Origin of the sequence: Streptococcus hyointestinalis (assembly GCF_041225505.1) — a bacterium.
GTDB classification, from domain to species: Bacteria; Bacillota; Bacilli; order Lactobacillales; family Streptococcaceae; genus Streptococcus; species Streptococcus hyointestinalis_B.
Genome location: NZ_JBCLSK010000014.1, coordinates 1 through 22,304 on the forward strand (window position 1 = coordinate 1; position 22,304 = coordinate 22,304).

General features: G+C 44.0%; 21 protein-coding genes. 17 read left to right on the plus strand and 4 right to left on the minus strand.

Annotated features, from left to right (window positions below; genetic code table 11):
• Window positions 1-99 precede the first annotated feature (99 nt).
• The 8 genes from AALA56_RS04855 to AALA56_RS04890 are packed head-to-tail and all read left to right on the plus strand — an operon-like array spanning window position 100 to window position 9,705.
• Window positions 100-1,464 carry a sugar transferase gene (locus AALA56_RS04855; protein ID WP_369909035.1) on the plus strand — a complete coding sequence of 455 codons (1,365 nt, stop codon included), beginning with the start codon at window positions 100-102 and terminating at the stop codon, window positions 1,462-1,464.
• Window positions 1,465-2,640 carry a beta 1-4 rhamnosyltransferase Cps2T gene (gene cps2T, locus AALA56_RS04860; RefSeq protein ID WP_369909036.1) on the plus strand — a complete coding sequence of 392 codons (1,176 nt, stop codon included), beginning with the start codon at window positions 1,465-1,467 and terminating at the stop codon, window positions 2,638-2,640. It abuts the gene before it with no gap.
• 3 nt (window positions 2,641-2,643) lie between these two features.
• Complete coding sequence (locus AALA56_RS04865) at window positions 2,644-3,582, plus strand: glycosyltransferase family 2 protein (RefSeq protein ID WP_369909037.1); 939 nt, start codon at window positions 2,644-2,646, stop codon at window positions 3,580-3,582.
• Between the two features lie 9 nt (window positions 3,583-3,591).
• Complete coding sequence (locus AALA56_RS04870) at window positions 3,592-4,620, plus strand: glycosyltransferase family 4 protein (protein WP_369909038.1); 1,029 nt, start codon at window positions 3,592-3,594, stop codon at window positions 4,618-4,620.
• A gap of 18 nt (window positions 4,621-4,638) precedes the next feature.
• A complete protein-coding gene (locus AALA56_RS04875; RefSeq protein WP_369909039.1) occupies window positions 4,639-5,853 on the plus strand; it encodes an O-antigen ligase family protein in 1,215 nt (404 codons plus the stop codon).
• A gap of 24 nt (window positions 5,854-5,877) precedes the next feature.
• A complete protein-coding gene (locus AALA56_RS04880; RefSeq protein ID WP_369909040.1) occupies window positions 5,878-7,032 on the plus strand; it encodes a glycosyltransferase family 4 protein in 1,155 nt (384 codons plus the stop codon).
• Between the two features lie 15 nt (window positions 7,033-7,047).
• On the plus strand, window positions 7,048-8,475 hold the full coding sequence (locus AALA56_RS04885) for an oligosaccharide flippase family protein (RefSeq protein ID WP_369909041.1): 1,428 nt from the start codon (window positions 7,048-7,050) through the stop codon (window positions 8,473-8,475).
• Window positions 8,476-8,493: 18 nt separating this feature from the next.
• Window positions 8,494-9,705: a nucleotide sugar dehydrogenase gene (locus AALA56_RS04890; RefSeq protein WP_369909042.1), complete on the plus strand. Its 1,212-nt coding sequence runs from the start codon at window positions 8,494-8,496 to the stop codon at window positions 9,703-9,705.
• Window positions 9,706-9,735: 30 nt separating this feature from the next.
• Here AALA56_RS04890 and AALA56_RS04895 read toward each other — a convergent pair whose 3' ends face one another.
• From AALA56_RS04895 to AALA56_RS04905, 3 genes are read right to left on the minus strand one after another with little or no spacing between them, the layout of a single operon-like run.
• Window positions 9,736-10,299 (minus strand): ECF transporter S component, encoded by a 564-nt coding sequence (locus tag AALA56_RS04895; protein WP_277281564.1) that lies wholly within the window; start codon window positions 10,297-10,299, stop codon window positions 9,736-9,738.
• A gap of 8 nt (window positions 10,300-10,307) precedes the next feature.
• Complete coding sequence (coaC, locus tag AALA56_RS04900) at window positions 10,308-10,859, minus strand: phosphopantothenoylcysteine decarboxylase (RefSeq protein WP_369909043.1); 552 nt, start codon at window positions 10,857-10,859, stop codon at window positions 10,308-10,310.
• Entirely contained in the window at window positions 10,852-11,538 is a 687-nt protein-coding gene (locus tag AALA56_RS04905) for a phosphopantothenate--cysteine ligase (RefSeq protein ID WP_369909044.1), read from the minus strand. Before AALA56_RS04905 ends, coaC begins: the two co-directional genes overlap by 8 nt.
• A 170-nt stretch (window positions 11,539-11,708) precedes the next feature.
• On the opposite strand from AALA56_RS04905, the gene AALA56_RS04910 reads away from it, so the two are divergent.
• The 8 genes from AALA56_RS04910 (at window position 11,709) to tpx (ending at window position 20,895) form a co-directional block, all read left to right on the plus strand.
• Window positions 11,709-13,379 carry a formate--tetrahydrofolate ligase gene (locus AALA56_RS04910; RefSeq protein ID WP_369909045.1) on the plus strand — a complete coding sequence of 557 codons (1,671 nt, stop codon included), beginning with the start codon at window positions 11,709-11,711 and terminating at the stop codon, window positions 13,377-13,379.
• Between the two features lie 148 nt (window positions 13,380-13,527).
• Window positions 13,528-15,111: a cardiolipin synthase gene (cls, locus tag AALA56_RS04915; RefSeq protein ID WP_369909063.1), complete on the plus strand. Its 1,584-nt coding sequence runs from the start codon at window positions 13,528-13,530 to the stop codon at window positions 15,109-15,111.
• Window positions 15,112-15,399: 288 nt separating this feature from the next.
• Window positions 15,400-16,476 carry an aspartate-semialdehyde dehydrogenase gene (locus tag AALA56_RS04920; RefSeq protein WP_369909046.1) on the plus strand — a complete coding sequence of 359 codons (1,077 nt, stop codon included), beginning with the start codon at window positions 15,400-15,402 and terminating at the stop codon, window positions 16,474-16,476.
• A gap of 43 nt (window positions 16,477-16,519) precedes the next feature.
• A complete protein-coding gene (gene dapA / locus AALA56_RS04925) occupies window positions 16,520-17,449 on the plus strand; it encodes a 4-hydroxy-tetrahydrodipicolinate synthase (protein ID WP_369909047.1) in 930 nt (309 codons plus the stop codon).
• 107 nt (window positions 17,450-17,556) lie between these two features.
• The gene (locus tag AALA56_RS04930) at window positions 17,557-17,895 is read left to right on the plus strand and encodes an ATP cone domain-containing protein (RefSeq protein ID WP_369909048.1); all 339 of its coding nucleotides are present in this window, start codon (window positions 17,557-17,559) and stop codon (window positions 17,893-17,895) included.
• 118 nt (window positions 17,896-18,013) lie between these two features.
• Window positions 18,014-19,555, plus strand: a complete 1,542-nt coding sequence (locus AALA56_RS04935; protein ID WP_369909049.1) for an ABC-F family ATP-binding cassette domain-containing protein — start codon at window positions 18,014-18,016, stop codon at window positions 19,553-19,555.
• Between the two features lie 15 nt (window positions 19,556-19,570).
• Window positions 19,571-20,332 carry an HAD hydrolase family protein gene (locus AALA56_RS04940; RefSeq protein WP_369909050.1) on the plus strand — a complete coding sequence of 254 codons (762 nt, stop codon included), beginning with the start codon at window positions 19,571-19,573 and terminating at the stop codon, window positions 20,330-20,332.
• Between the two features lie 68 nt (window positions 20,333-20,400).
• Window positions 20,401-20,895, plus strand: coding sequence for a thiol peroxidase (gene tpx / locus AALA56_RS04945; protein WP_369909051.1), 495 nt, complete (start codon window positions 20,401-20,403; stop codon window positions 20,893-20,895).
• 34 nt (window positions 20,896-20,929) lie between these two features.
• On the opposite strand, the gene AALA56_RS04950 is transcribed toward tpx, so the two are convergent.
• Window positions 20,930-21,478: a TetR/AcrR family transcriptional regulator gene (locus tag AALA56_RS04950; RefSeq protein ID WP_369909052.1), complete on the minus strand. Its 549-nt coding sequence runs from the start codon at window positions 21,476-21,478 to the stop codon at window positions 20,930-20,932.
• Window positions 21,479-21,598: 120 nt separating this feature from the next.
• On the opposite strand from AALA56_RS04950, the gene AALA56_RS04955 reads away from it, so the two are divergent.
• A complete protein-coding gene (locus AALA56_RS04955; RefSeq protein WP_369909053.1) occupies window positions 21,599-22,300 on the plus strand; it encodes an ABC transporter ATP-binding protein in 702 nt (233 codons plus the stop codon).
• Window positions 22,301-22,304: the final 4 nt, after the last annotated feature.

Below are 22,304 nucleotides of genomic sequence, written 5' to 3' on the forward strand. Positions count from 1 at the left end.
CATAGTGTGGGTAGTTACGGTGACTACGGTAATTATGGGGAGTATGGACAGAAAGAGAAGAAATCTCGTAGAAGAAAATAAAACAATGAAAGGAACAACATGTATAGTGAGTCTTCTATAAAAAAGAGTTTTTATCTTCTTTCAGACGCTCTAGCGATTGTGGTCACGTTTCTGATATTATCCTATTTTTTTAGCTACACCTTTTTGTTAAATCCGAAGTTTTTGGTGAGTGTCGTGCTTCTAGGACTGCTCTATGCGGTGTGGTTTGACCACTACTCAGACATTTTATCAAGAAGCTACGCAGAAGAGCTAAAGCCAGCAAGTGTTTTTGCCATTGTGCTACTTTTGATAAGTCTCATCATTGACAGTGCTTCGTTCAAGGGGCATTTAGCTACTTTGCCTTATCTGCTTAGTCAGTTTTTGCTGTTTACAGCTTTGCTTTTTCTGGGGCGCTGTCTGGTCACGTTAGTGACGAAAAGGATGTTTATAAAAAGGTCGCACATTATCCTCCTCACTAACTTTACAGATGATAGGAGGGCAGTTAAACAACTGGAGCAAAATGGCTATCGTGTCTTAGTCTACTTTAGTCACCAAAATCCAACGTCGACTTTTCTTGAAGTGCCTGTACTACACGATTTTGAGCAGGTACGTTATCTCTTGTCGCACAATGAAGTACAGGAAGTTTTTGTCACCAGCGACGCCTTTAGTGATTTTATCTGCCAACGTGCGTTTTTTTCGACTCTGGGGATACCTGTTAGTTTAATTTTTGATGAAAAAGGGGATGCTATGCCCTCTTTAATTTTTCACAAAATTGGCACAATAGAGACCCTCACCTCCTCGCTTAATCATATCCACTACCGCAGTCTCTTGTTTAAGCGCTTGTGTGATATTGTTTTTAGCCTGATTGGTCTGGTGCTTACAGGGCTTGTCGCCATCATCATCTACCCCATTGTGCAAATGCAGTCTAAGGGACCGCTTATCTTTAAGCAAAAGCGGGTGGGCAAGAATGGCAAGGTCTTTGAAATCTATAAGTTTCGCAGTATGTACCTAGACGCTGAGGAGCGCAAGAAAGAGCTGATGGCGCAAAATGAGCTAACCTCTGACTTGATGTTCAAGATGGACAATGACCCTCGTATCTTTCCTTTTGGGCAGAAAATGCGCAATTGGTCTCTGGATGAGCTGCCGCAGTTTATCAATGTTTTAAAGGGCGACATGTCACTCATTGGCACACGTCCGCCGACCTTGAATGAATACGAAAAGTATGAGTTACATCACTTTAAGCGCTTAGCCATGAAACCAGGTATCACAGGCATGTGGCAGGTCAGTGGGCGCAGTAATATCACGGACTTTGAAGAAGTCGTTGCCCTTGATTTGTCCTACATCAAAAATTGGTCTGTTTGGTTAGACATCAAAATTTTTCTCAAGACCATCAAAGTCGTTTTAGTGAAAGAAGGGAGTAAGTAAATGCCTCAATCGGTTTATATTGTAGGTTCTAAAGGCATACCTGCTAAGTATGGAGGTTTTGAAACCTTTGTGGAAAAGTTGACGGAACACCAAAAAGACACGACTATTCACTACTATGTGGCTTGCATGCGTGAAAACTCAGCTAAGTCGAATATCACAGCAGATGTCTTTGAACACAACGGTGCGACTTGTTTTAACGTCGATGTTCCCAATATCGGACCAGCGCGAGCTGTCGCCTATGATATCAAAGCCTTGAATCGTGCTATTGATATGGCAATTGAGAATCAGGATGAGGCGCCCATCTTTTACGTGCTTGCTTGTCGGATTGGTCCTTTTATCAAAGGCATTAAGAAAAGAATCAAAGCCATTAACGGCACCCTCTTGGTCAATCCCGATGGTCACGAGTGGTTGCGTGACAAGTGGTCAGCGCCTGTGCGTCGCTATTGGAAAATCTCTGAGCAGTTGATGGTTAAGCACGCTGACCTTTTGGTCTGTGATAGTAAGAACATCGAAAAGTACATCCAGACCGACTACAAGAAGTACCATCCACAGACCACCTACATCGCTTACGGCACGGACTTAGCCAAGTCCTCTTTGATACAAGATTCTGACAAGGTACGTCGGTGGTTCACAGACAAAGAAGTCACTGAAGGTAACTATTATCTTGTCGTTGGACGTTTTGTCCCAGAGAACAACTACGAAGCCATGCTCAAGGGCTTTATGGCATCAAATTCTAAGAAGGACTTTGTCTTGGTTACCAATGTCGAGCAAAATGCTTTTTATGACAAGTTGCGCAGGGAAACGGGCTTTGACAAGGACCCACGTGTCAAGTTTGTGGGGACGGTCTATGACCAAGATTTGCTCAAGTACATTCGTGAGCAGGCTTTTGCCTATTTTCATGGGCATGAGGTGGGAGGCACTAACCCCTCGCTCTTAGAAGCGTTAGCGTCTACGCCTTTAAATCTGCTTTTAGATGTTGGTTTTAACCGTGAGGTGGGTGAAGAGGGTGCCCTTTATTGGCAAAAAGACCAGCTCACACAAACCATAGGGCAGGCAGAAGAATTGTCAACGGAAGCGCTAGCAATGATGAAAGACAAAGCTTATCAACGTGTAGCAAGTGCCTACAATTGGGACACGATCGTTGTGGCCTATGAAGACTTGTTTTTAGAAGGGTAAATCATGACAAAAATTGCAATTATGATGGCAACCTACAACGGGGAAAATTATATCAAAGAGCAGCTTGACTCGATACTCTCGCAGACCAATCGTGACTGGACCTTGTTTATTCACGATGATAAGTCTAGCGATCAAACGCCTAGGATATTAGCCGAGTATGCCGAGAAATACCCTGAGATTGAGGTCATCACAGACAGCAGTGTGGTAGGCGGCAGCTCCGAGAGAAACTTTTCTGCCATTCACAAGTGGGTGACAGAGCATTATGACTTTGACTATTTTATGTTTGCGGATCAAGACGACTTTTGGTACGACACCAAAGTTGAGGACAGTCTCAGAACGCTGATGTCAGCTCCAAATTACCACACCAAGCCTGTCCTTGTGCATACGGATTTAGAGATTGTGGACCACAATCTCAGTCAGCTAGGGGAGTCCTTTTTTGATTACCGTGCCTTAGACGCTTCGGTTACAGACCTAGCCCACCTATTGGTGCAAAATAACGTCACAGGCTGTACCATGTTTTGGAACAAAGCCCTCAATGAAAATCTCAACCTCGATAGTGACGCTGTCGCCATGCACGACTGGTGGATAACGCTCGTTGCAGCTAGTTTCGGTGACATTATCGCTCTGGATAAGCCTACCATAAAATACCGCCAACATGGCAATAACGTTGTCGGAGCGACTAAGGTCAACACACTCGGCTTTATTGTCAAGCGCTTGATGGGCAATGCTCACGTCAAGAAGACCCTAGCCCTGTCCTTTAAACAAGCAGAAGCCTTTTACAAGGTTTATGTCAATCAGCTAGACACCAAGTCCAAGGCGATTTTAGAGCGCTTTATCGCTATTCCGCAGAAAAATAAGCTATCCAGAATGTACCAAGTCACCAAGTACGGCTATCTCAAGCAAGGCAAGGTGCAAGTCATTGGTGAGCTGCTCTTTATATAGGAGGTCGACATGAAGATTAACATCATACTCCCTTTTAAGCGCATGACTGGTGGCATTCGGGTGGTTTATATTTACGCCAATTACCTCGTTGAGCAGGGGCACGACGTTGTCTGTTATGTGCCGATGATTAGCTACAAAGGTAAGGGACAGTCTGCGCTGTATCGTCTCAAGGCGTCTTTAGGCAATACCATCAAAAAAGAGCAGTGGTTTGACCAGAAGTTTTCGTTAAAGTTAGTTCCTTATATCAACGACACATTTATACGTGATGCGGATATCACCATTGCGACTGCTTGGCAAACAGCTTATGATGTTGCTCGTTTTTCAGCCCAAAAGGGGCGAAAATTCTATTTTATCCAAGATTACGAGATTTTTAACGGGGACAAAGAGCAGGTGGAAGTATCCTATGACTTACCCCTGCATTTGATTACGGTCACCAACGGGCTAAAAGAAACACTGGTACGATTCACTAAAAAGCCCATCGATGTGGTCTACAATGGGCTATCTGATGAGGAGTATATCACAGGTGATAAGCCACAAGAAAAGGCACCAAGTCTTGTGATGATGTACCACGAGAGCGAGCACAAACGCACTCAAGATGGCTTAGCTATCATCAAGCGCTTGAAAGCGAAGTATCCCAATCTAGAGGTCAATATCTTTGGGCGCAGGATTCCAGAGAAATTGCCAAGTGCATACCGTGTTGCGGTCAATCCAGAGCGCTCTGTGATTTTGGACATGTACCGCAGGTCTGACATGTATTTGTTTACGAGTGATATTGAGTCTTGGGGACTGCCTATTGTCGAGGCAATGGCTAATAAATGTGCCGTTATCGGCAGAAAACGAGGCGCTCTAGCTGAGCTGGGAAATAGCAGCAATGCTGTTATCGTTGAGCGCTTAGAGGACATCGAAGAAGCCGTGCTATCTCTGATAGAAGATCCAGAAAGACTCAAAAACATCCAAGAAGCAGCCTATCAGACTGTAAAATCACTACACTGGAGGAACTCTTGCCAACAGTTTGAGAGGCTTTTACGAGAAGATTAAAAGAAGTGGAGAGATGCTTTGTTATTCAAAAAACTGATGACCAATATCATGCTACCGTTTTGGCTCCTTTTAATGGCAGTGTTGTACTTGGGGCAAAATATCAATGCGCTGATTATAGCAACTTTTGTGCTAGCGCTCGTCTATTTCTCGATTTCTCAGCGAAAAGTCATACTGTCTAAGGATGATATTCCCATACTATTGTTTATCTTTTATTATCTGACCATTACTTTATTGAATGGTCAAAATATCATGGGGATTGTCATCCGCTTTATCTGTCTTCCTGTTATTGTGGCTGTTTTGACGCCAAAAGAAAGGCAGGCTAGGATAAGACTTCTCAAGCAGTTTCGCAATTTTATTGGTCTGACGGCGATATATGGTGTTATTGAGTATCTGATTCACTTTAACTACATGGTTTACTTCGTCAAAATCGACGCCGTTGAGTGGATGATTACCATGAATAACGCTTTATTTTACTATACCAGCTCTATCTTTTTGCATTATACCTATTTTTCGTATGTGCTTCTTTTAGGCTTTATTTTGGAGTTGGTGTTGCCTTATAGGCGTAAATGGCTTAGTCTTTTGTATCGTTTTTTGCTGATAATCGCTATATTTTTGTGCCAGTCTCGCATTGTCTGGATTGCTCTTCTTTTTGTACTCCTTATCAATTGGCTGGTTTACACACCCAAGATAAGAATAGAACAAGGAAAGCTCATCAAAGGGATGATTGTTTTTGTCTGTTTGCTTGTCTTTTCTGTGGTGTTTAACGTCTTTCAATTTCTCTTGAACTATATCACCCAGCGCTTCACATCTCTATTTTCCTATGGTTTATCTGACGGCTCGCTAGGTCAGCGCTTTGGAACTTTGCAGAATTGGGGGCAATATTTTGATATCAGCAGTATGAGGGCTATCTTTGGTTCAGGGTTTGGGGGCATTTCAGATTACTTGAGGACCTATTCTTACTTTTCTGGTTACAGCACAGCGGACTCCACCATTACCATAGTGCTGGTTGAAGCTGGGATAGTGGGGCTGGTCTTGCTTGTTCTTTCACTGATTGGTCTTTTAGTGCAGGTGATAAGGGCTAGGAGTCCGTTTTCTCGCTTAGTGTTACTATTAGTCATTGGCAGTTTATGGACCAGCTTAACCATTGATTTTACTGCCAATTATGTTGTATTATATCTGTTTTACGTTGTTCTTATAGTATCTTTGATGCTGATAAGAGGCGATGAGAGATGATATTTGGATAGGTTTAGAGGTATTATGAAACACAATATTATGTATTTTTCCTCGGTTTCCGATTTGTCTTCGGGAGCGAGTCATTCATTGGTCAAGTTAGTCTCCTTGGTGCAAAAAGCAGGACACAAGGTCCTCGTTATTTTGACAGAACATGGTCCTCTAGAGGAGAAGTTACGAGAAGAAAACATCTCCTACTATGTCGTTAAACAATGCAGCTGGAATGTCTGGATGAAAAATATAGTAGACAAAAAGGACCTGGAGTATCGACTCAAATACCCGCTCCGAAAAGCAGTCAATAGACTTGCTGTCCAAAAAATCGCACAGCTCGCTCGAGAGTATCAGATTGATATCATCCATATGAACACCTTGACGTCCTTTGTTGGGGCTGAGATTGCCAAAAAAGAAAAGATCAAGCTGGTCTGGCACATGCGTGAATTTATGGAAGAGGACTTGGGAATAGAGTTTTGTTATCCCGATAAAGCAGTGTCTCTTGTTAATCAAGCTGACGCTACCGTTGCCATTTCCAAGGCAATTGATGACAAGTTTTCCTCTGTTTTTGCTGTTAATCGCCATGAGGTCATCTATAATGGCGTTTCTATTGAGGATTACTTTATTGATAAGACGCCGTTCACAAGCGAGCCCATTCAGTTGTTGTCATCAGGGCGTATCATGCCAGGAAAGGGGCAGAAGGATTTGCTTTTAGCCCTTGCTGCCTTGCCAGAAAAGGTTCGCAACAGATTTGCCTGTGACATGATTGGCATTGTTGAAAGTCAAGAGTATTTTGATGAGCTTATGTCCATCAAAGACCAGTATCATCTCGACAACGTCCATTTTCATGGCTTTCAAAAAAATACGAAAGCTTTTTTTGAAAAGGCAGATGTCCTTTGTGTCTGCTCTAAAAAAGAAGCCTTTGGGCGCATTACCGTTGAGGGCATGCTCTCAGGTGGCCTAGTGATTGGGACCAACTCTGGTGGCACAAAAGAAATTATCGATGATGGCAAGACTGGCTATCTCTATACACCGGGAAATGCAGACGAGCTGAGTGCCATTTTACTAGCCGTCGTTGAAAATCTAGAGCAAGCACAGACAATCGCTAAAGCAGGACAGAAAAAGGCAGTGCAGACTTTTTCAGATACAGCAAATGCCAATGCTGTTCTGTCCCTTTATGAGCGTTTGTAGAGGATGGAGGCACCAGTGAAAAAAAATTATCTGTATTTATTTAAAAACATCGGCTTATTAACACTCAGTAACTTTGGCTCTAAAATCCTCGTCTTTTTGCTGGTGCCGCTCTACACGAGTGTGCTCACCACAGCAGACTATGGGACTTACGATTTATTTTACACCTCGATTGCTCTGTTGCTTCCGATTTTGACCTTGAATGTGTCAGAGGGAGTGCTGCGATTTGCGCTGGATAAGGATCAAGACGAGAGCATTATCTATTCTATTGGCTTAAAAGTGACGGGTATTGGCTTTTTAGTCTTAGTGGCAGCTTGTCTGCTGAACACTGTTTTCAACGTCTATCCTTTATTAAATGAATATGCTTTCTATTTTATCTTGCTCTATCTGACCACAGCGCTCTACCAGCTATTGACCTCTTTTATTAGGGGGATTGACAAGGTCGCTGTTTTGTCAGTGGCGTCTGTTTTAAACACAGTAGCTATTCTTGTGTTTAATATTTTATTTTTAGTCGTCATCAAAGGAAGCTTGATTGGCTATTTTTGGGCAAATATCTTAGGAGCTTTGCTGCCGAGTGTCTACCTTATCTATAAGATTCATCGCTATCAGATTCGACCGACCAGACGGCAAAATAAAGGCTTAGAGCGAGAGATTATCGCTTATAGCCATCCGCTAATTTTAAATTCCTTAGGTTGGTGGCTCAATAATGCCGCAGACCGCTACATTGTCATTGCTTTTTGTGGCGTGGCAGCCAACGGTGTCTACTCTGTCGGCTACAAGATTCCTTCTATTTTAAATATTTTCGCTAATATCTTCAATCAAGCGTGGGTGCTGTCCTCTGTCAAATCGTTTGATAAAAAAGAGGACACTGTCTTTTTTGAAAAAATCTACAGCAACTACAACATGATGCTTGTGGTCTTGTGTTCTGTCTTGATTGCCATCAGTAAACTGCTTGCGACTTTTTTGTATTCCAATGCTTTTTATGAGGCTTGGATTTACGTGCCCTTTTTACTGATTGCCAATGTCTTTGGAGCGATTTCAGGATTTGCAGGCGGTATTTTCTCGGCGGCTAAAGACTCTAAAATCTACAGCGTATCCACTTTGATCGGAGCAGGCGCTAATATCGTGTTTAATCTGATTTTGGTCTACTCTATCGGTGTTATCGGGGCGGCTATCTCTACTATGGTGTCTTACTTTATTGTTTGGGTGATTCGCTTGTACACGATGAAAAAGTACATCTCCTTTGAGATTGCTCTCTTACGGGACTGTCTGGCTTATCTCATCTTAGTCGTCCAATCTGTCGCTCTCATGGTGATTGGAAGAGACAGTCTCATGTATCTCTCACAATGCGTGGCAATCGTCTTATTGCTTCTTCTCTTTAGAAGGGAATTAACCGACCTCAAAACATCTCTTTTTGCCATGTTTCACCGAAAATCTTCGACTTAATTATACAAGGAGACAACAATGAAAATCGCAATTGCAGGTACAGGCTATGTGGGTCTTTCACTGGCTACACTTTTGTCACAAAGTCACGAGGTGACTGCTGTTGACATCATTCCTGAGAAGGTGGAGATGATTAACCAGCGTCTCTCACCCATTCAAGACGACAAGATTGAGGAGTATTTTGCGGCCAAGGAACTCCATTTGACAGCGACTTTGGATGCGGCATCTGCTTATCGTGAGGCGGACTTTGTCGTCATTGCAGCGCCAACCAACTACGATAGCCAGAAAAATTTCTTTGACACGTCAGCCGTTGAAGCGGTTATTGAGCAGGTGTTATCTGTCAATGAGACAGCCATCATGGTCATCAAGTCCACCATCCCTGTCGGCTACACCAGCTACGTCCGTGATAAATACCAGACCAATCGTATCCTCTTTAGCCCAGAGTTCCTCAGAGAATCCAAAGCCCTTGAGGACAATCTCCATCCGTCCCGTATCATTGTGGGGACGGATTTGGCTGACGAAGAGTTGACGCAAAAAGCGCATGCTTTTGCGGAGCTTCTAAAAGCAGAATCTCTCGACCCAGACACCCCAACGCTCATCATGGGCTTTACAGAGGCAGAAGCGGTCAAGCTTTTTGCCAATACTTATCTGGCTCTGCGTGTGTCTTACTTTAATGAGTTGGACACTTACGCAGAAAGCAGAGGGCTTGATACTAAGCAGATTATTGAAGGTGTTGGTCTTGACCCTCGGATTGGCAGTCACTACAATAACCCAAGTTTTGGCTATGGTGGTTATTGTCTACCAAAGGACACCAAGCAGCTGCTTGCCAACTACTCTGACGTGCCACAGAACATGATGTCTGCCATCGTCGAGAGCAACCGCACACGTAAAGATTTCATCGCTGAGCGGGTTTTAGCCTTGGCAGGTTTTGATGAAAAACAAGCAGAAGACATCGTCGTCGGAGTGTACCGCTTGACCATGAAGAGCAACAGCGACAATTTCCGTCAGAGCTCTATTCAAGGTGTCATGAAACGTATCAAAGCTAAGGGTGTTAAGGTTATCATCTTTGAGCCGAGTTTAGAAAACGGCACACGCTTCTTTGGCAGCGAGGTGGTCAATGACTTAGAGAGCTTCAAAAAACGCAGCCAAGCTATTATCGCCAACAGATACGACAGCAGCCTAGACGACGTCAAAGACAAAGTCTACACCCGTGATATTTTTAGAAGAGATTAAAAAAACTCATACCAAGTATGAGTTTTTTGTCTAGCGTCGTTTTAAAACAGGAACAATAGCCACTGTCAAAATGACAGAAATGACAAGTTCCACAAGAGAATTGGCAGAGAGGATAACTGCAAGGACATTTTTAAAGTCATTGCCATAAAAACTGCTAAAGAAAATGTAAATTCCAAGTAGAACAAAGATAGTATTGGTCGCAGAACCAACAGCACCAGCCAGTGCTAAGCCAAATTTACCGTGAATCCATTTGGCGATATAGTAAGGAAAGATACCGATGAGTATCCGAGGTAAAAAGGCGATGATAAGCGAAGCCAAGTTCCCATTTTCTACAAAAGGCGAGAAGAGATAGCTCGATGGCATGAGAACTGTGGTATTGACAATCAAGCTAAGAAGCCCCATAAGCCCACCCAAGGTCGCTCCAATGCGAGGTCCGTAGATGATAGAGGCAATAATAACAGGAATATGGACGATAGTCGGTCTGATGGGTACTGGCCAGAGGTTAAAGACCAAGCTCGAGAGGAAATGAATAACGAGCATAATGGCAAAAAAGATAGCGATAATAGCAACGTCTGATGATTTTTTTCTTTTCATAAAAACTCCTAAAGTGTGTGTAGTGTGTCATTGACAGCTTGGATGATGACGTCCAGATTAGCCAGTGCGCCACGTCCAACATCTCCGCAAGCAAGTAGACTCTCACGAGGTTCAATCTCATGAAAGCCAACTTGTTTGAGGAGAGAGAGATTGGCTTGGGTGATAGGGTTGTCATACATGTTGGTATTCATAGCAGGTGCCATGAGTTTTGGGGTATCTTTGGGAAGCGCAAGGGCTGTGTTGGTTATGATATTATCTGCAAAGCCGTGTGCTAGATGAGCGATAGTATTGGCTGAAGCTGGCGCTAGTAAAAAGAGGTCGCAGGTCTTAGCCAGCTCGATGTGGTTAATCGCCTTGGGGTCACTCTCTTCCATGACGTCTAGATGAACGGTATTTTTCGAGAGGACTTGTAGAGTCAGCGGCGTGATAAACTGGCTAGCAGCCTGTGTCATAAGGACATGCACGTCGTAGCCAGCCTTTGTCAGTTGATTGGCGAGGTCAGCTGCTTTATAAGCAGAGATACTGCCTGAAACAGCTAAAAGAATCTTTTGTTTAGTCATGAGTCACCACTTTCTGATAAATAAGCTGCGCGATCTCCTCCTTGCTGTTTGCTTCAAAGACTTCATTTTCATTGAGGAGATAAGCATGATGGCTTTTAGCGTCAATCTCAGTGAGGTCATTGGCTAGGATGTAGTCCGCTTGGTTACGCTTGAGACTGGCTCTAGCAACCGAAAACAGCTCTTCTTTTGGCACATCGACCAAAAGCTTAAAGCCAACAAGGAGAATGTCTGGATTCCAAAGTTTGATATACGAGATCAGTTTGGGCGTTTTCTTGAGAAACAGCACCTGATAGTCGCTGCTTGAAGCGATTTTAGCTTCTGTGTTTTCTTGATTCAAGAAAAGAGCAAGGTCGCTAGAATTGCGAGCGGTTTCAAAATCTGTCATATAAATAGGGCTGTAGTCAGAAACTGCCATACTATGAATGATGACATCATGCGTCTTGACCAGTGGCTCAAGTGTCTCCTTGAGACTAGCAACATCAGAAACAAGATAAATAGTAAGATTTTCATGGTCTGACGGCTTGATTGCCTGCGCTGTTGTGACCAAGGTGACACGGTGTCCTTGGTCTAAGAAAGTCTTAGCCATGATACTTCCAAGTCTACCTGTAGCGTGATTGGTAATACCACGCACACGGTCAATTTTTTCGGTTGTTCCGCCAGAAGTAATTAAAACGTTCATAGTTCTATTGTAACGAAAAAAGAGATATTCGTAAAGGTTAAAATCATTTGGTCACAAAAAGGAAGATAAGTTGCACTAAATAACGAACATTAAAATAACAAATGTTAAAAACGTGCGTTTTTTAGAGATGTTTGCTATAATGTTATTATAACGTAAAAGAGGGGTGCCAAATGAAATCTGATATCGAAATTGCACAAAGTGTGACTTTAAAACCGATCACTGAAGTGGTTGAGCAAGTAGGGATTGGCTTTGATGATTTGGAGCTTTACGGCAAATACAAAGCCAAATTATCATTTGACAAAATCGAAGAAGTTAAGAACAATAAACCAGGTAAGCTTATCCTTGTGACCGCTATCAATCCAACACCAGCAGGCGAAGGAAAGTCTACCATGTCTATCGGACTTGCTGACGCTCTCAATAAAATCGGCAAGAAAACCATGATTGCGCTACGTGAGCCATCTCTTGGTCCTGTTATGGGGATTAAAGGCGGAGCAGCAGGAGGAGGTTACGCTCAAGTCCTTCCTATGGAAGACATCAATCTCCACTTCACAGGGGATATGCACGCCATCACAACGGCAAACAATGCTCTGTCAGCCTTGATTGACAATCATCTCCATCAAGGCAATGAGCTAGGGATTGACCAACGCCGTATCATCTGGAAACGTGTGGTTGACCTCAACGACCGTGCGCTTCGTCATGTGACCGTTGGTCTTGGTAGCCCAGTCAATGGTATCCCACGTGAGGATGGTTTTGATATTACGGTAGCTTCTGAAATCATGGCAATCTTGTGCTTAGCAACTGACCTTGAGGACTTGAGAGAGCGCTTAGCAAACATTGTTATTGGCTATCGCTATGACCGCACACCGGTCTATGTCAAGGACTTGCAAGTAGAAGGTGCTTTGACGCTTATCCTAAAAGACGCTATTAAGCCAAACCTTGTCCAAACCATCTATGGTACACCTGCCCTTGTTCACGGCGGTCCATTTGCCAATATCGCTCACGGATGTAACTCTGTTCTTGCGACAACAACGGCACTTCGTCTAGCGGACTACACTGTCACAGAGGCAGGGTTTGGAGCTGACCTTGGCGCTGAGAAGTTCTTGGACATCAAGACACCAAATCTACCAACAACACCAGATGCGATTGTCGTTGTGGCAACGCTTCGTGCCCTCAAAATGCACGGTGGTGTGGCTAAGGCAGACCTCATTCAAGAAAATGTTCAAGCTGTCAAAGACGGTTTTGCCAATCTTGAACGCCATGTGCAAAACATGCGCAAATACGGCATTCCAGTTGTCGTTGCTATCAATGAATTTGTCACAGATACAGCTGATGAAATCAATGCCTTGAAAGAACTCTGCCGCTCAATTGATGTCCCTGTAGAGCTTGCTAGCGTCTGGGCTGATGGCGCCGACGGTGGTGTTGACCTTGCCAAAACACTTATCAAGACCATCGAAGAAAACTCAGCTAACTACACACGTCTCTATGACGATAGCGATGATTTGGAAACCAAAATCACTAAAATCGTCACAGAAATCTACGGCGGAAAAGCAGTGACCTTTGGTCCAAAAGCCAAAACACAACTCAAACAATTCGCCCAGTTTGGTTGGGATAAATTGCCAGTTTGTATGGCAAAAACACAGTACAGCTTCTCTGACAATCCAAGTCAGCTTGGAGCGCCAACAGACTTTGACATCACCATCCGTGAGTTTGTACCAAAAACAGGTGCCGGCTTCATCGTTGCTTTGACAGGAGATGTTATGACCATGCCTGGTCTACCTAAAAAACCAGCTGCGCTCAATATGGATGTCGCTCCTGACGGCACAGCTATCGGACTTTTCTAATGTATGAGAAAGTCAAGCTTAGCTTGGCTTTTTCAGTTGTCATGACTTTCTCTCTTTCTGTAAATTTTTGGTCAATTTTACTCACAAGGATAGCGATTTATGCTATAATGGAACAAATGTCATTTTTATAGAAAGGTAGGATAAAGCAATCGCAACCCAAAGTCAATCCCAATCAAAACCCGTTTACCTGCTGAAAAAAGGACAGCGTGGGCTAAAACGGATGTTGTTTAGTCGGTCGATATTGATTATCGTGCTTTTGCTGATACAGGTCATCTTTTTAGCGGCAGCTTATCTCTGGCTAGATCAGTATCGGACATGGTTTTTCATTGTTGAGCGTGCTTTGTCACTTGTCGCCATTTTTTACCTTATCAACGGGGAGATGGACGCTCTATCACGAGTGACATGGCTCATTTTGATTATGATAGCGCCTTTTTTAGGGTCAGCTCTCCTTCTTTATACACGGCTTGACCTTGGTTATCGTGGGCTACAGCGGCGCATAGACGTCGTGACTGAGGAGTCAGCGCAGTTTTTACAGACAAAGCCTGAGATTTTAGCTGCTCTAAAGAGTAATGCTTCGACCACTTACCACTTGGTGCGTTATTTTGAAAAATGCCGTGGCGATTTTCCAGCCTATCAAAATACACAGGTTACTTATTTCCCGTTGGGAGAAAACTTCTTTGAGGACTTTAAAAAAGAGCTGCTAAAAGCGAAAAAATACATTTTCCTAGAATTTTTCATCATTGATGAGGGACTGATGTGGGGGGAGATTTTAAATATCCTTGAGCAAAAGGTTGCTGAGGGTGTTGAGGTGCGTGTCATGTATGACGGCTTGATTGAGATTACCAAGCTCTCAACCGACTACGCTAAGAGACTAGAGGCAGTAGGCATTAAAGCCAAGGCTTTCTCACCAGTAACACCTTTTTTATCCACTTACTATAATTACCGTGACCACCGCAAAATTGCTGTTATCGATGGTGAAGTTGCCTATACGGGAGGTGTCAATCTTGCAGACGAATACATCAATGCTATTGACCGCTTTGGACACTGGAAAGACACAGCTATCAAGCTAAAAGGCGATGCGGTGGATAGTTTCCTTGTCATCTTTTTACAGCTATGGTCTACTACCGAGCGTGAGTTGATCGTTGAGCCTTATCTGGTTGAGCATGAGGCTCTGCCAGACACTAGCGGTTATGTCATTCCTTATGCAGACTCACCGCTTGACCGAGACAAGGTCGGCGAAAATGTCTATATCGATATTTTGAACCATGCCAGACAGTATGTCTACATCATGACACCTTACCTTATCCTTGATAGCGAGCTTGAGCATGCTATTCGCTTTGCGGCTGAGCGGGGTGTAGACGTGCGTATCATCATGCCAGGTATCCCAGATAAGCCAATGGCTTACAACTTAGCAAAGACTTACTACCGTCAACTCATGAACTCTGGAGTCAAGATTTATCAGTATACGCCAGGATTTGTCCATGCCAAGGTCTTTGTCAGTGACCATACCAAGGCTGTGGTGGGAACGATTAACCTTGATTATCGCAGTCTTTACCATCACTTTGAGTGTGCGACTTATCTCTACAAAGTGGACGCCATCAAGGACATCTATGCGGACTTCCTTGCTACCCAAGAAAAGTCTGAGTTGGTGACTGTTGAGATGTTGAAAAAGCGTCCCTTGCACCAGAAAATCGCTGGTTCTCTTGTCAAAACCATCGCTCCACTTTTATAGTAGCCAAGAAGGCAAAAATCTGCTATACTAGTTTTATGCGATGAGTCGATAAGTGGCATTGCCACTTTCGTTTAGGGAGGTCATTAACGCAGGAGCGGACTTTGGTTAGTTGTGTGAACCTGCTAACCACACTTGAAAAAGTGCCCTTGTGCCGAGAAGTTTTCTCGGCTTTTTTTGTTAGCAATTTCACCATTTTCAGTCTTTTCAAGCGCTCTAAAAAGTAGTATAATGGTGTTATTATAATTTTAGAAAATTTTGAACGTGAAAAGGATTTTGGAGGTACGTTTTATGGCTTATACCGTTGCAGTTGTAGGTGCTACAGGAGCTGTGGGGACACAGATGATCAAGCAGTTAGAGGAGTCGACACTTCCTATCAAAAAGCTTCGCTTGCTCTCATCAAGTCGCTCTGCAGGAAAGACTTTACAATTTAAGGGACAAGACATCGTTGTCGAAGAAACGACAGAAGAGTCATTTGCGGGTGTTGATATTGCCCTCTTTTCTGCTGGTGGCTCAACCTCTGCCAAATACGCACCTTATGCTGTCAAAGCAGGTGCTGTCGTTGTAGACAACACGTCTTATTTCCGCCAAAATCCAGATGTGCCACTGGTTGTTCCTGAGGTCAATGCGCATGCGCTAGACGCTCACAATGGTATCATTGCTTGTCCTAACTGCTCAACCATCCAAATGATGGTCGCTCTTGAGCCAGTGCGCCAAAAATGGGGACTTGAGCGTATCATCGTATCCACTTACCAAGCTGTCTCTGGTGCAGGCGCTCGTGCTATTGAGGAAACCAAGCGTGAACTCAAAGAAGCTGTCGTTGATGGTGTCGACCCTAAAGACTTGAAAGCAGATATCTTGCCAGCAGGTGGCGATAAAAAGCACTATCCAATTGCCTTTAATGCCCTTGCTCAGATTGATGTCTTTACAGACAATGACTACACCTACGAAGAGATGAAAATGACCAATGAAACCAAGAAAATCATGGAAGATGATGAGATCAAGGTTTCAGCGACATGTGTGCGTATTCCAGTATTGTCAGCACACTCTGAGTCTGTCTACATCGAGACAAAAGAGGTCGCACCAATTGATGAGGTTAAAAAAGCTATCGCAAGCTTCCCAGGTGCTGTGCTAGAAGACGACCCATCACAGCAAATTTACCCACAAGCAGTCAACGCCGTTGGTAAACGTGAGACCTTTGTCGGACGTATCCGAAAAGACTTGGACGCACCAAAAGGCATTCACATGTGGATAGTTTCTGATAACTTGCTTAAAGGTGCTGCTTGGAACTCTGTTCAAATCGCAGAGACACTTCACGAGCGTAACCTTGTTCGCCCAACAAAAGACCTGAAATTTCCATTGAAATAACGTTGTGTCAAAAGGTATTTGGAACAATAGAAAAGAGAAGCCTATGTCAATTATGGATTTAAAAGATGTGAAGTTGATTACAGCCTTGGTAACGCCGTTTAACGAAGACGGTTCAATCAATTTTGATGCGCTTCCAAAGTTGATTGAACACTTGCTAGACCACCATACAGAAGCTCTGCTATTAGCAGGAACGACAGCAGAAAGCCCAACGCTCACACACGATGAGGAGCTAGAGCTTTTTGCTGCGGTGCAAAAGATTGTGGCTGGGCGAGTGCCTTTGATTGCTGGTGTCGGCACGAACGACACTCGTGACTCGGTAGATTTTGCAAAGGAAGTGGCAGAGTTTGGTGGCTTTACTGCGGGGCTTGCTATCGTTCCTTACTACAATAAACCAACGCAAGAAGGGCTTTATCATCACTTCAAGGCAATTGCAGATGCGAGCAGTCTTCCAATTATCATCTACAATATCCCAGGGCGTGTGGTTGTTGAGCTAGCGCCAGATACCATGCTCCGACTCGCCGAGCACCCAAATATCATCGGTGTCAAGGAATGCACGACCTTGGACAATATGGCTTACTTGATTGAAAATAGACCAGATGATTTTCTTGTCTATACCGGTGAGGATGGCGAAGCTTTTCATGCTATGAATCTGGGAGCTGACGGTGTTATCAGCGTAGCTTCGCATACCAATGGTGATGAGATGTATGAGATGCTTCAAGCCATCGAGGCTGGTGACATTAAAAAAGCCGCTAAGATTCAGCGTCAGTTCTTGCCAAAAGTCAATGCCCTTTTTTCTGTGGCGAGCCCTGCACCAGTCAAGGCTGTGCTCAATTACCTTGGCTTTGATGTGGGACCACTCCGCCTTCCTTTGGTATCGTGTACAGAGGAGGAAGCGGACAAGATTATCCGAGTTGTTTTAGGAAAGACCAAGCGCCCTCACTATGTGACAGGTGTCCTTCGTCCAGACTACTAAGCGCATGTACTCAAGTTTTCACGCTTTTTCAGTCCTAAAACTTGACAAATGATGAAAACATTTGCATAATAAAGTTATAGATAAAAAGCAGGATTGGAGGATAGTCTATGCAAGTAACAAAACGTAATGGTCAAGTCGTCGACTTTGATGCAGACAAGATTTATCAAGCCATACTAAAAGCTGCACAGACTGTTTATGCGCTAGATGACAAGCTACGCAAGGACTTAGCGCAAGTGACTAAAAAGGTTGTCATTGATTTGCAAGAAGCGCAAGTGGAGCGCCCGACTATTAGCATGGTGCAGTCTTTGGTTGAAAATCGCTTGCTAGATGCAGGCTACATCACCATAGCAGAGCATTACATTGCTTATCGTTTGCAACGTGATTTGGAGCGCAGTGGCTATTCAGACCATTTAGCTGTTCATCTGCATTTTGAAAGATTGAAATAGCATTCGTCGTTTTGGAGATTGTGTTAGTATTGATAAAAAACAAGGTACTAAGAGTAAATAGAGGCTGGGACTGGTTCCTCGCCTCGTTTTTTACGGACATAATGATAATGAGGAAATTATGAGTATTTTAGAAGTGAAAAATCTTAGTCACGGTTTTGGCGACCGTGCGATTTTTGAGAATGTCTCTTTTCGCCTGTTAAAAGGTGAGCATATCGGACTTGTCGGGGCAAATGGTGAGGGTAAATCAACTTTCATGTCTATTGTCACAGGGCAATTGCAGCCTGATGAGGGAAAAGTCGAGTGGTCTAAGTATGTGACAGCAGGCTATCTTGACCAGCACACAGTGCTTAACGCTGGTCAGACCATCCGTGATGTCTTGCGTACAGCTTTTGATGACCTCTTTAAGACCGAAGAGCGTATCAACGACATTTACATGGCGATGGCTGAAGAGGGCGCTGATGTCGATAGCCTCATGGAGGAGGTCGGTGAGCTGCAAGACCGTCTAGAAAGCCGTGATTTTTATACCTTAGATGCCAAGATTGATGAGGTAGCTCGTGCGCTTGGTGTTATGGACTTTGGCATGGATACAGATGTCACAGAGCTCTCTGGTGGACAGAGAACTAAGGTTTTACTGGCTAAACTTTTGCTTGAAAAACCAGACATTCTCCTGCTTGATGAGCCAACCAACTATCTGGATGCGGAGCACATCGAGTGGTTGAAGCGCTACCTGCAAGACTACGAAAATGCCTTTGTGCTTATCTCGCACGACATTCCTTTCTTAAATGATGTCATCAATATCGTCTACCACGTTGAAAATCTCGACTTGGTGCGCTATACAGGGGATTATCATCAGTTTGAGGAAGTTTATGCCATGAAAAAAGCACAGCTTGAGGCAGCTTATGAGCGTCAGCAAAAGGAAATCGCAGATCTACAGGACTTTGTCAACCGCAATAAAGCCAGAGTGGCGACACGCAATATGGCAATGTCTCGTCAGAAGAAATTGGACAAGATGGAAAAAATCGAGCTGAAAGCTGAAAAGCCTAAGCCAAGCTTTTCTTTCAAAGAAGCGAGAACACCGAGCCGCTTCATCTTTCAGACGCAGGGCTTGCAAATCGGCTACGACCGTCCGCTGACCGCTCCGCTTGATTTGACTTTTGAGCGCAATCAAAAGATCGCCATTGTCGGAGCAAACGGGATTGGTAAGACGACGCTTCTAAAGAGTCTACTGGGCATTATCCCGCCACTTGCTGGGCAAGTTGAGCGTGGGGACTACTTGGAGCTAGGTTATTTTGAGCAGGAAGTGGCTCACGCTAATCGTCAAACACCGCTAGAAGCCGTTTGGGACGCTTTTCCAGCTATGAATCAAGCAGAAGTGCGTGCAGCACTCGCTAGATGTGGTCTGACCAGCAAGCATATCGAAAGCCAAATCCAAGTGCTCTCTGGTGGTGAGCAAGCCAAGGTGCGCTTTTGCCTTTTGATGAACCGTGAAAACAATGTCCTCGTCCTAGATGAGCCGACCAATCACCTCGATGTGGACGCCAAGGACGAGTTGAAACGAGCCTTACAAGCCTACAAAGGCTCTGTTCTCATGGTCTGCCACGAGCCCGACTTTTACCAAGGCTGGGTGGATGACGTCTGGGATTTTAACACGCTAGCTTAGGGGAGAGATAATACCATGCATTTTGTTTTTGATTTAGATGGGACGATTTGCTTTGATGGGTTTACGATTGAAGCTTCTATCAAGGAAGCGTTAGGGCAGGCGCCTGACTTTGGGCATGAGCTTCTCTTTGCTTCGGCACGCTCTTATCGAGACTGCATTGACGTTTTAGGAGAGTCGCTGAGTCAAAACATGGTCATTGGGCTCAACGGTGGTGTGGTCTACGATAAAGGCAAGCTTTTTACCTATCATCGTCTAGATAAGTCTGTTTTTCAAAGGACTATTGACTTTTGCAACCATTATCACATCCCCTATTTTGTGGATGACGATTTTAACTACGCTAGTCACAGGGCGCATAAGATACCTTTTATCAAGAGTGTTGACCCCTTGTCCCTAGCGACTGCACTGGACATTACGCAGCTTCATCATCCCATCAAAATGGTGCTCTACATGGGTGAGCATGAAGAGCTTTTGCCGCTTCTCGTGGATGAATTGAAAAAGGTTGGGCTTGCCAATATCAGCTATCATGAAAATGAAAAATGCCTCTATCTCAATCCAGACGGTATCACCAAAGCCAGCACCCTCTCGCAAATCATCGGCAATCAATTTGTCGCCTTTGGCAATGATAAAAACGATATCGACATGTTTAAGCTCGCTCAGTACAGCGTTCAAATCGGAGACTATCATTTACTAAAAGACTACGCAGATGAGCAAGTCGAGGACACCGCAATCATCCCAGAGAAAATCCTCACGCTCTTTGAGGCTTATCAAAACTTCTAGGCAAAATAATCGTCAAAAGCCAGCAAAAGGGCTATAATGAGAGTATCTACTAGGAAGAAGGTACTTTTATGACGACATTTTTAGGAAAACCAGTTACCTTAGCTGGTCAAGCAGTTGCCGTTGGCAGCACAGCGCCAGACTTTACCCTCACAACGACTGACCTCACCAAGAAATCTCTCTCAGACTTTGCTGATAAAGTCAAGGTTATCAGTATCATTCCGTCTATCGACACGGGTATTTGCTCAACCCAAACACGCACTTTTAACCAGACTCTTTCTGACTTAGACGATACAGTCGTGATTACAGTGTCTAAAGACCTGCCATTTGCGCAAGCTCGCTGGTGCGGCGCACAAGGGCTTGAAAATGCGGTGATGTTGTCTGATTATGTTGACTCTTCATTTGGCAAAGCTTATGGCGTACTGATGGAGGAGTGGCAGCTTTTGGCACGTGCCGTTCTTGTACTTGATAAGGCTAACAAAGTGGTCTATACAGAGTATCTTGACAATGTCAACTCTGAGCCAAACTATGACAAAGCCATTGAAGCCGTTAAGGCGTTTCGTTAAGATAGAAAAATCCATTCCGACTGGAATGGATTTTTTAATACAAACGAAGTGCTTGAAGGATGATGTGCGTGACTTCTTTTGGGCTTTCCTTACCACCATTTGCCACCCAGTGCGAGATGATACTCTCGATGATAGCTAAATGCACCTCCATGGCGTAATCAGCAGGAAGGTGATAATGCTCGGTGATGAGCTCTCTATCATAATGGTTCATCTGCAAGAGATAGTGGTGCGAGAAATCCTTGATGGTCTGCGGGAAATTGACATAGCTGGACTTTGAGACGGCATAGATAAAGTCAAAGTGCTCTTTGAGATACTCTAACCCCTGCTCAAGGACCTGTCTCGTCTCTAGCTCATTGTCAAAATTACACTTGAGCAGAGCAAACATATCGTCTAAAATATCACATTTGAACTGCTCCATCATGTCGTATTTATCGGTAAAATGCAGATAAAAAGTGCCACGGTTGATACCTGCAGTCTGGGTAAGGTCAGAGACGGTGATGTCCTCAAAGCGCTTCTCAAGGAGTAGGCGTGCCAGAGCGTCTTTGAGATAAGTTTTTGTTTCAGTGTGTCGTTTCGCAGCCATAAGTCCCTTTTTTAAATCAACACTTTGTTGATTTTTGTTCTTGTTCTGTCCATTTTTTAATTATATAATAATGATAAACTTAAATCAACACAGTGTTAAAATTAGAGAGAAGGAGTTCTAATGGCTTATATTGAAATGAAACATTCCTACAAGCGTTATCAGGTGGGAGAGTCAGAGATTGTCGCCAATAACGACATCAATTTTGCGATTGAAAAGGGAGAGCTTGTGATTATTCTTGGCTCGTCTGGGGCTGGAAAGTCAACGGTACTAAACATTCTAGGGGGTATGGATACCAATGACGAAGGGCAAGTCATCATTGACGGTAAGGACATTTCTGGTTATTCCGCAAAAGAGCTGACCACCTACAGACGCAATGACGTTGGCTTTGTCTTTCAGTTTTACAATTTAGTGCCCAACTTGACTGCCAAAGAAAATGTGGAGTTGGCTTCTGAGATTGTAGCGGATGCTAGAGACGCGACGGAGACACTGACAGATGTCGGCTTGGAAAAGCGTATCAATAATTTCCCAGCGCAGCTATCTGGTGGTGAGCAGCAGCGGGTGTCTATCGCAAGGGCTGTCGCTAAAAATCCAAAGCTTCTCCTCTGTGATGAGCCGACAGGAGCGCTTGACTATCAGACAGGTAAGCAAGTGCTGAAAATCTTGCAAAATATGTCTCGCAAAGAGGGAGCGACTGTTATTATCGTCACGCACAATTCAGCTCTCGCTCCGATTGCAGATCGTGTCATTCACATGCACGACGCTCGTGTGAGCAGCATTGAGCTCAACAGTCATCCGCAGGATATTGACACCTTAGAATATTAGGAGA

Coding starts and splice junctions, on each gene's coding strand:
- cps2T (WP_369909036.1), top strand. CDS start 1,465: ATGCCTCAATCGGTTTATATTGTAGGTTCTAAAGGCATACCTGCTAAG.
- AALA56_RS04935 (WP_369909049.1), top strand. CDS start 18,014: ATGAGTATTTTAGAAGTGAAAAATCTTAGTCACGGTTTTGGCGACCGT.
- AALA56_RS04930 (WP_369909048.1), top strand. CDS start 17,557: ATGCAAGTAACAAAACGTAATGGTCAAGTCGTCGACTTTGATGCAGAC.
- coaC (WP_369909043.1), bottom strand. CDS start 10,859: ATGACTAAACAAAAGATTCTTTTAGCTGTTTCAGGCAGTATCTCTGCT.
- AALA56_RS04855 (WP_369909035.1), top strand. CDS start 100: ATGTATAGTGAGTCTTCTATAAAAAAGAGTTTTTATCTTCTTTCAGAC.
- tpx (WP_369909051.1), top strand. CDS start 20,401: ATGACGACATTTTTAGGAAAACCAGTTACCTTAGCTGGTCAAGCAGTT.
- AALA56_RS04940 (WP_369909050.1), top strand. CDS start 19,571: ATGCATTTTGTTTTTGATTTAGATGGGACGATTTGCTTTGATGGGTTT.
- AALA56_RS04955 (WP_369909053.1), top strand. CDS start 21,599: ATGGCTTATATTGAAATGAAACATTCCTACAAGCGTTATCAGGTGGGA.
- AALA56_RS04950 (WP_369909052.1), bottom strand. CDS start 21,478: ATGGCTGCGAAACGACACACTGAAACAAAAACTTATCTCAAAGACGCT.
- AALA56_RS04895 (WP_277281564.1), bottom strand. CDS start 10,299: ATGAAAAGAAAAAAATCATCAGACGTTGCTATTATCGCTATCTTTTTT.
- AALA56_RS04870 (WP_369909038.1), top strand. CDS start 3,592: ATGAAGATTAACATCATACTCCCTTTTAAGCGCATGACTGGTGGCATT.
- AALA56_RS04880 (WP_369909040.1), top strand. CDS start 5,878: ATGAAACACAATATTATGTATTTTTCCTCGGTTTCCGATTTGTCTTCG.
- AALA56_RS04910 (WP_369909045.1), top strand. CDS start 11,709: ATGAAATCTGATATCGAAATTGCACAAAGTGTGACTTTAAAACCGATC.
- AALA56_RS04865 (WP_369909037.1), top strand. CDS start 2,644: ATGACAAAAATTGCAATTATGATGGCAACCTACAACGGGGAAAATTAT.
- AALA56_RS04890 (WP_369909042.1), top strand. CDS start 8,494: ATGAAAATCGCAATTGCAGGTACAGGCTATGTGGGTCTTTCACTGGCT.
- AALA56_RS04905 (WP_369909044.1), bottom strand. CDS start 11,538: ATGAACGTTTTAATTACTTCTGGCGGAACAACCGAAAAAATTGACCGT.
- dapA (WP_369909047.1), top strand. CDS start 16,520: ATGTCAATTATGGATTTAAAAGATGTGAAGTTGATTACAGCCTTGGTA.
- AALA56_RS04920 (WP_369909046.1), top strand. CDS start 15,400: ATGGCTTATACCGTTGCAGTTGTAGGTGCTACAGGAGCTGTGGGGACA.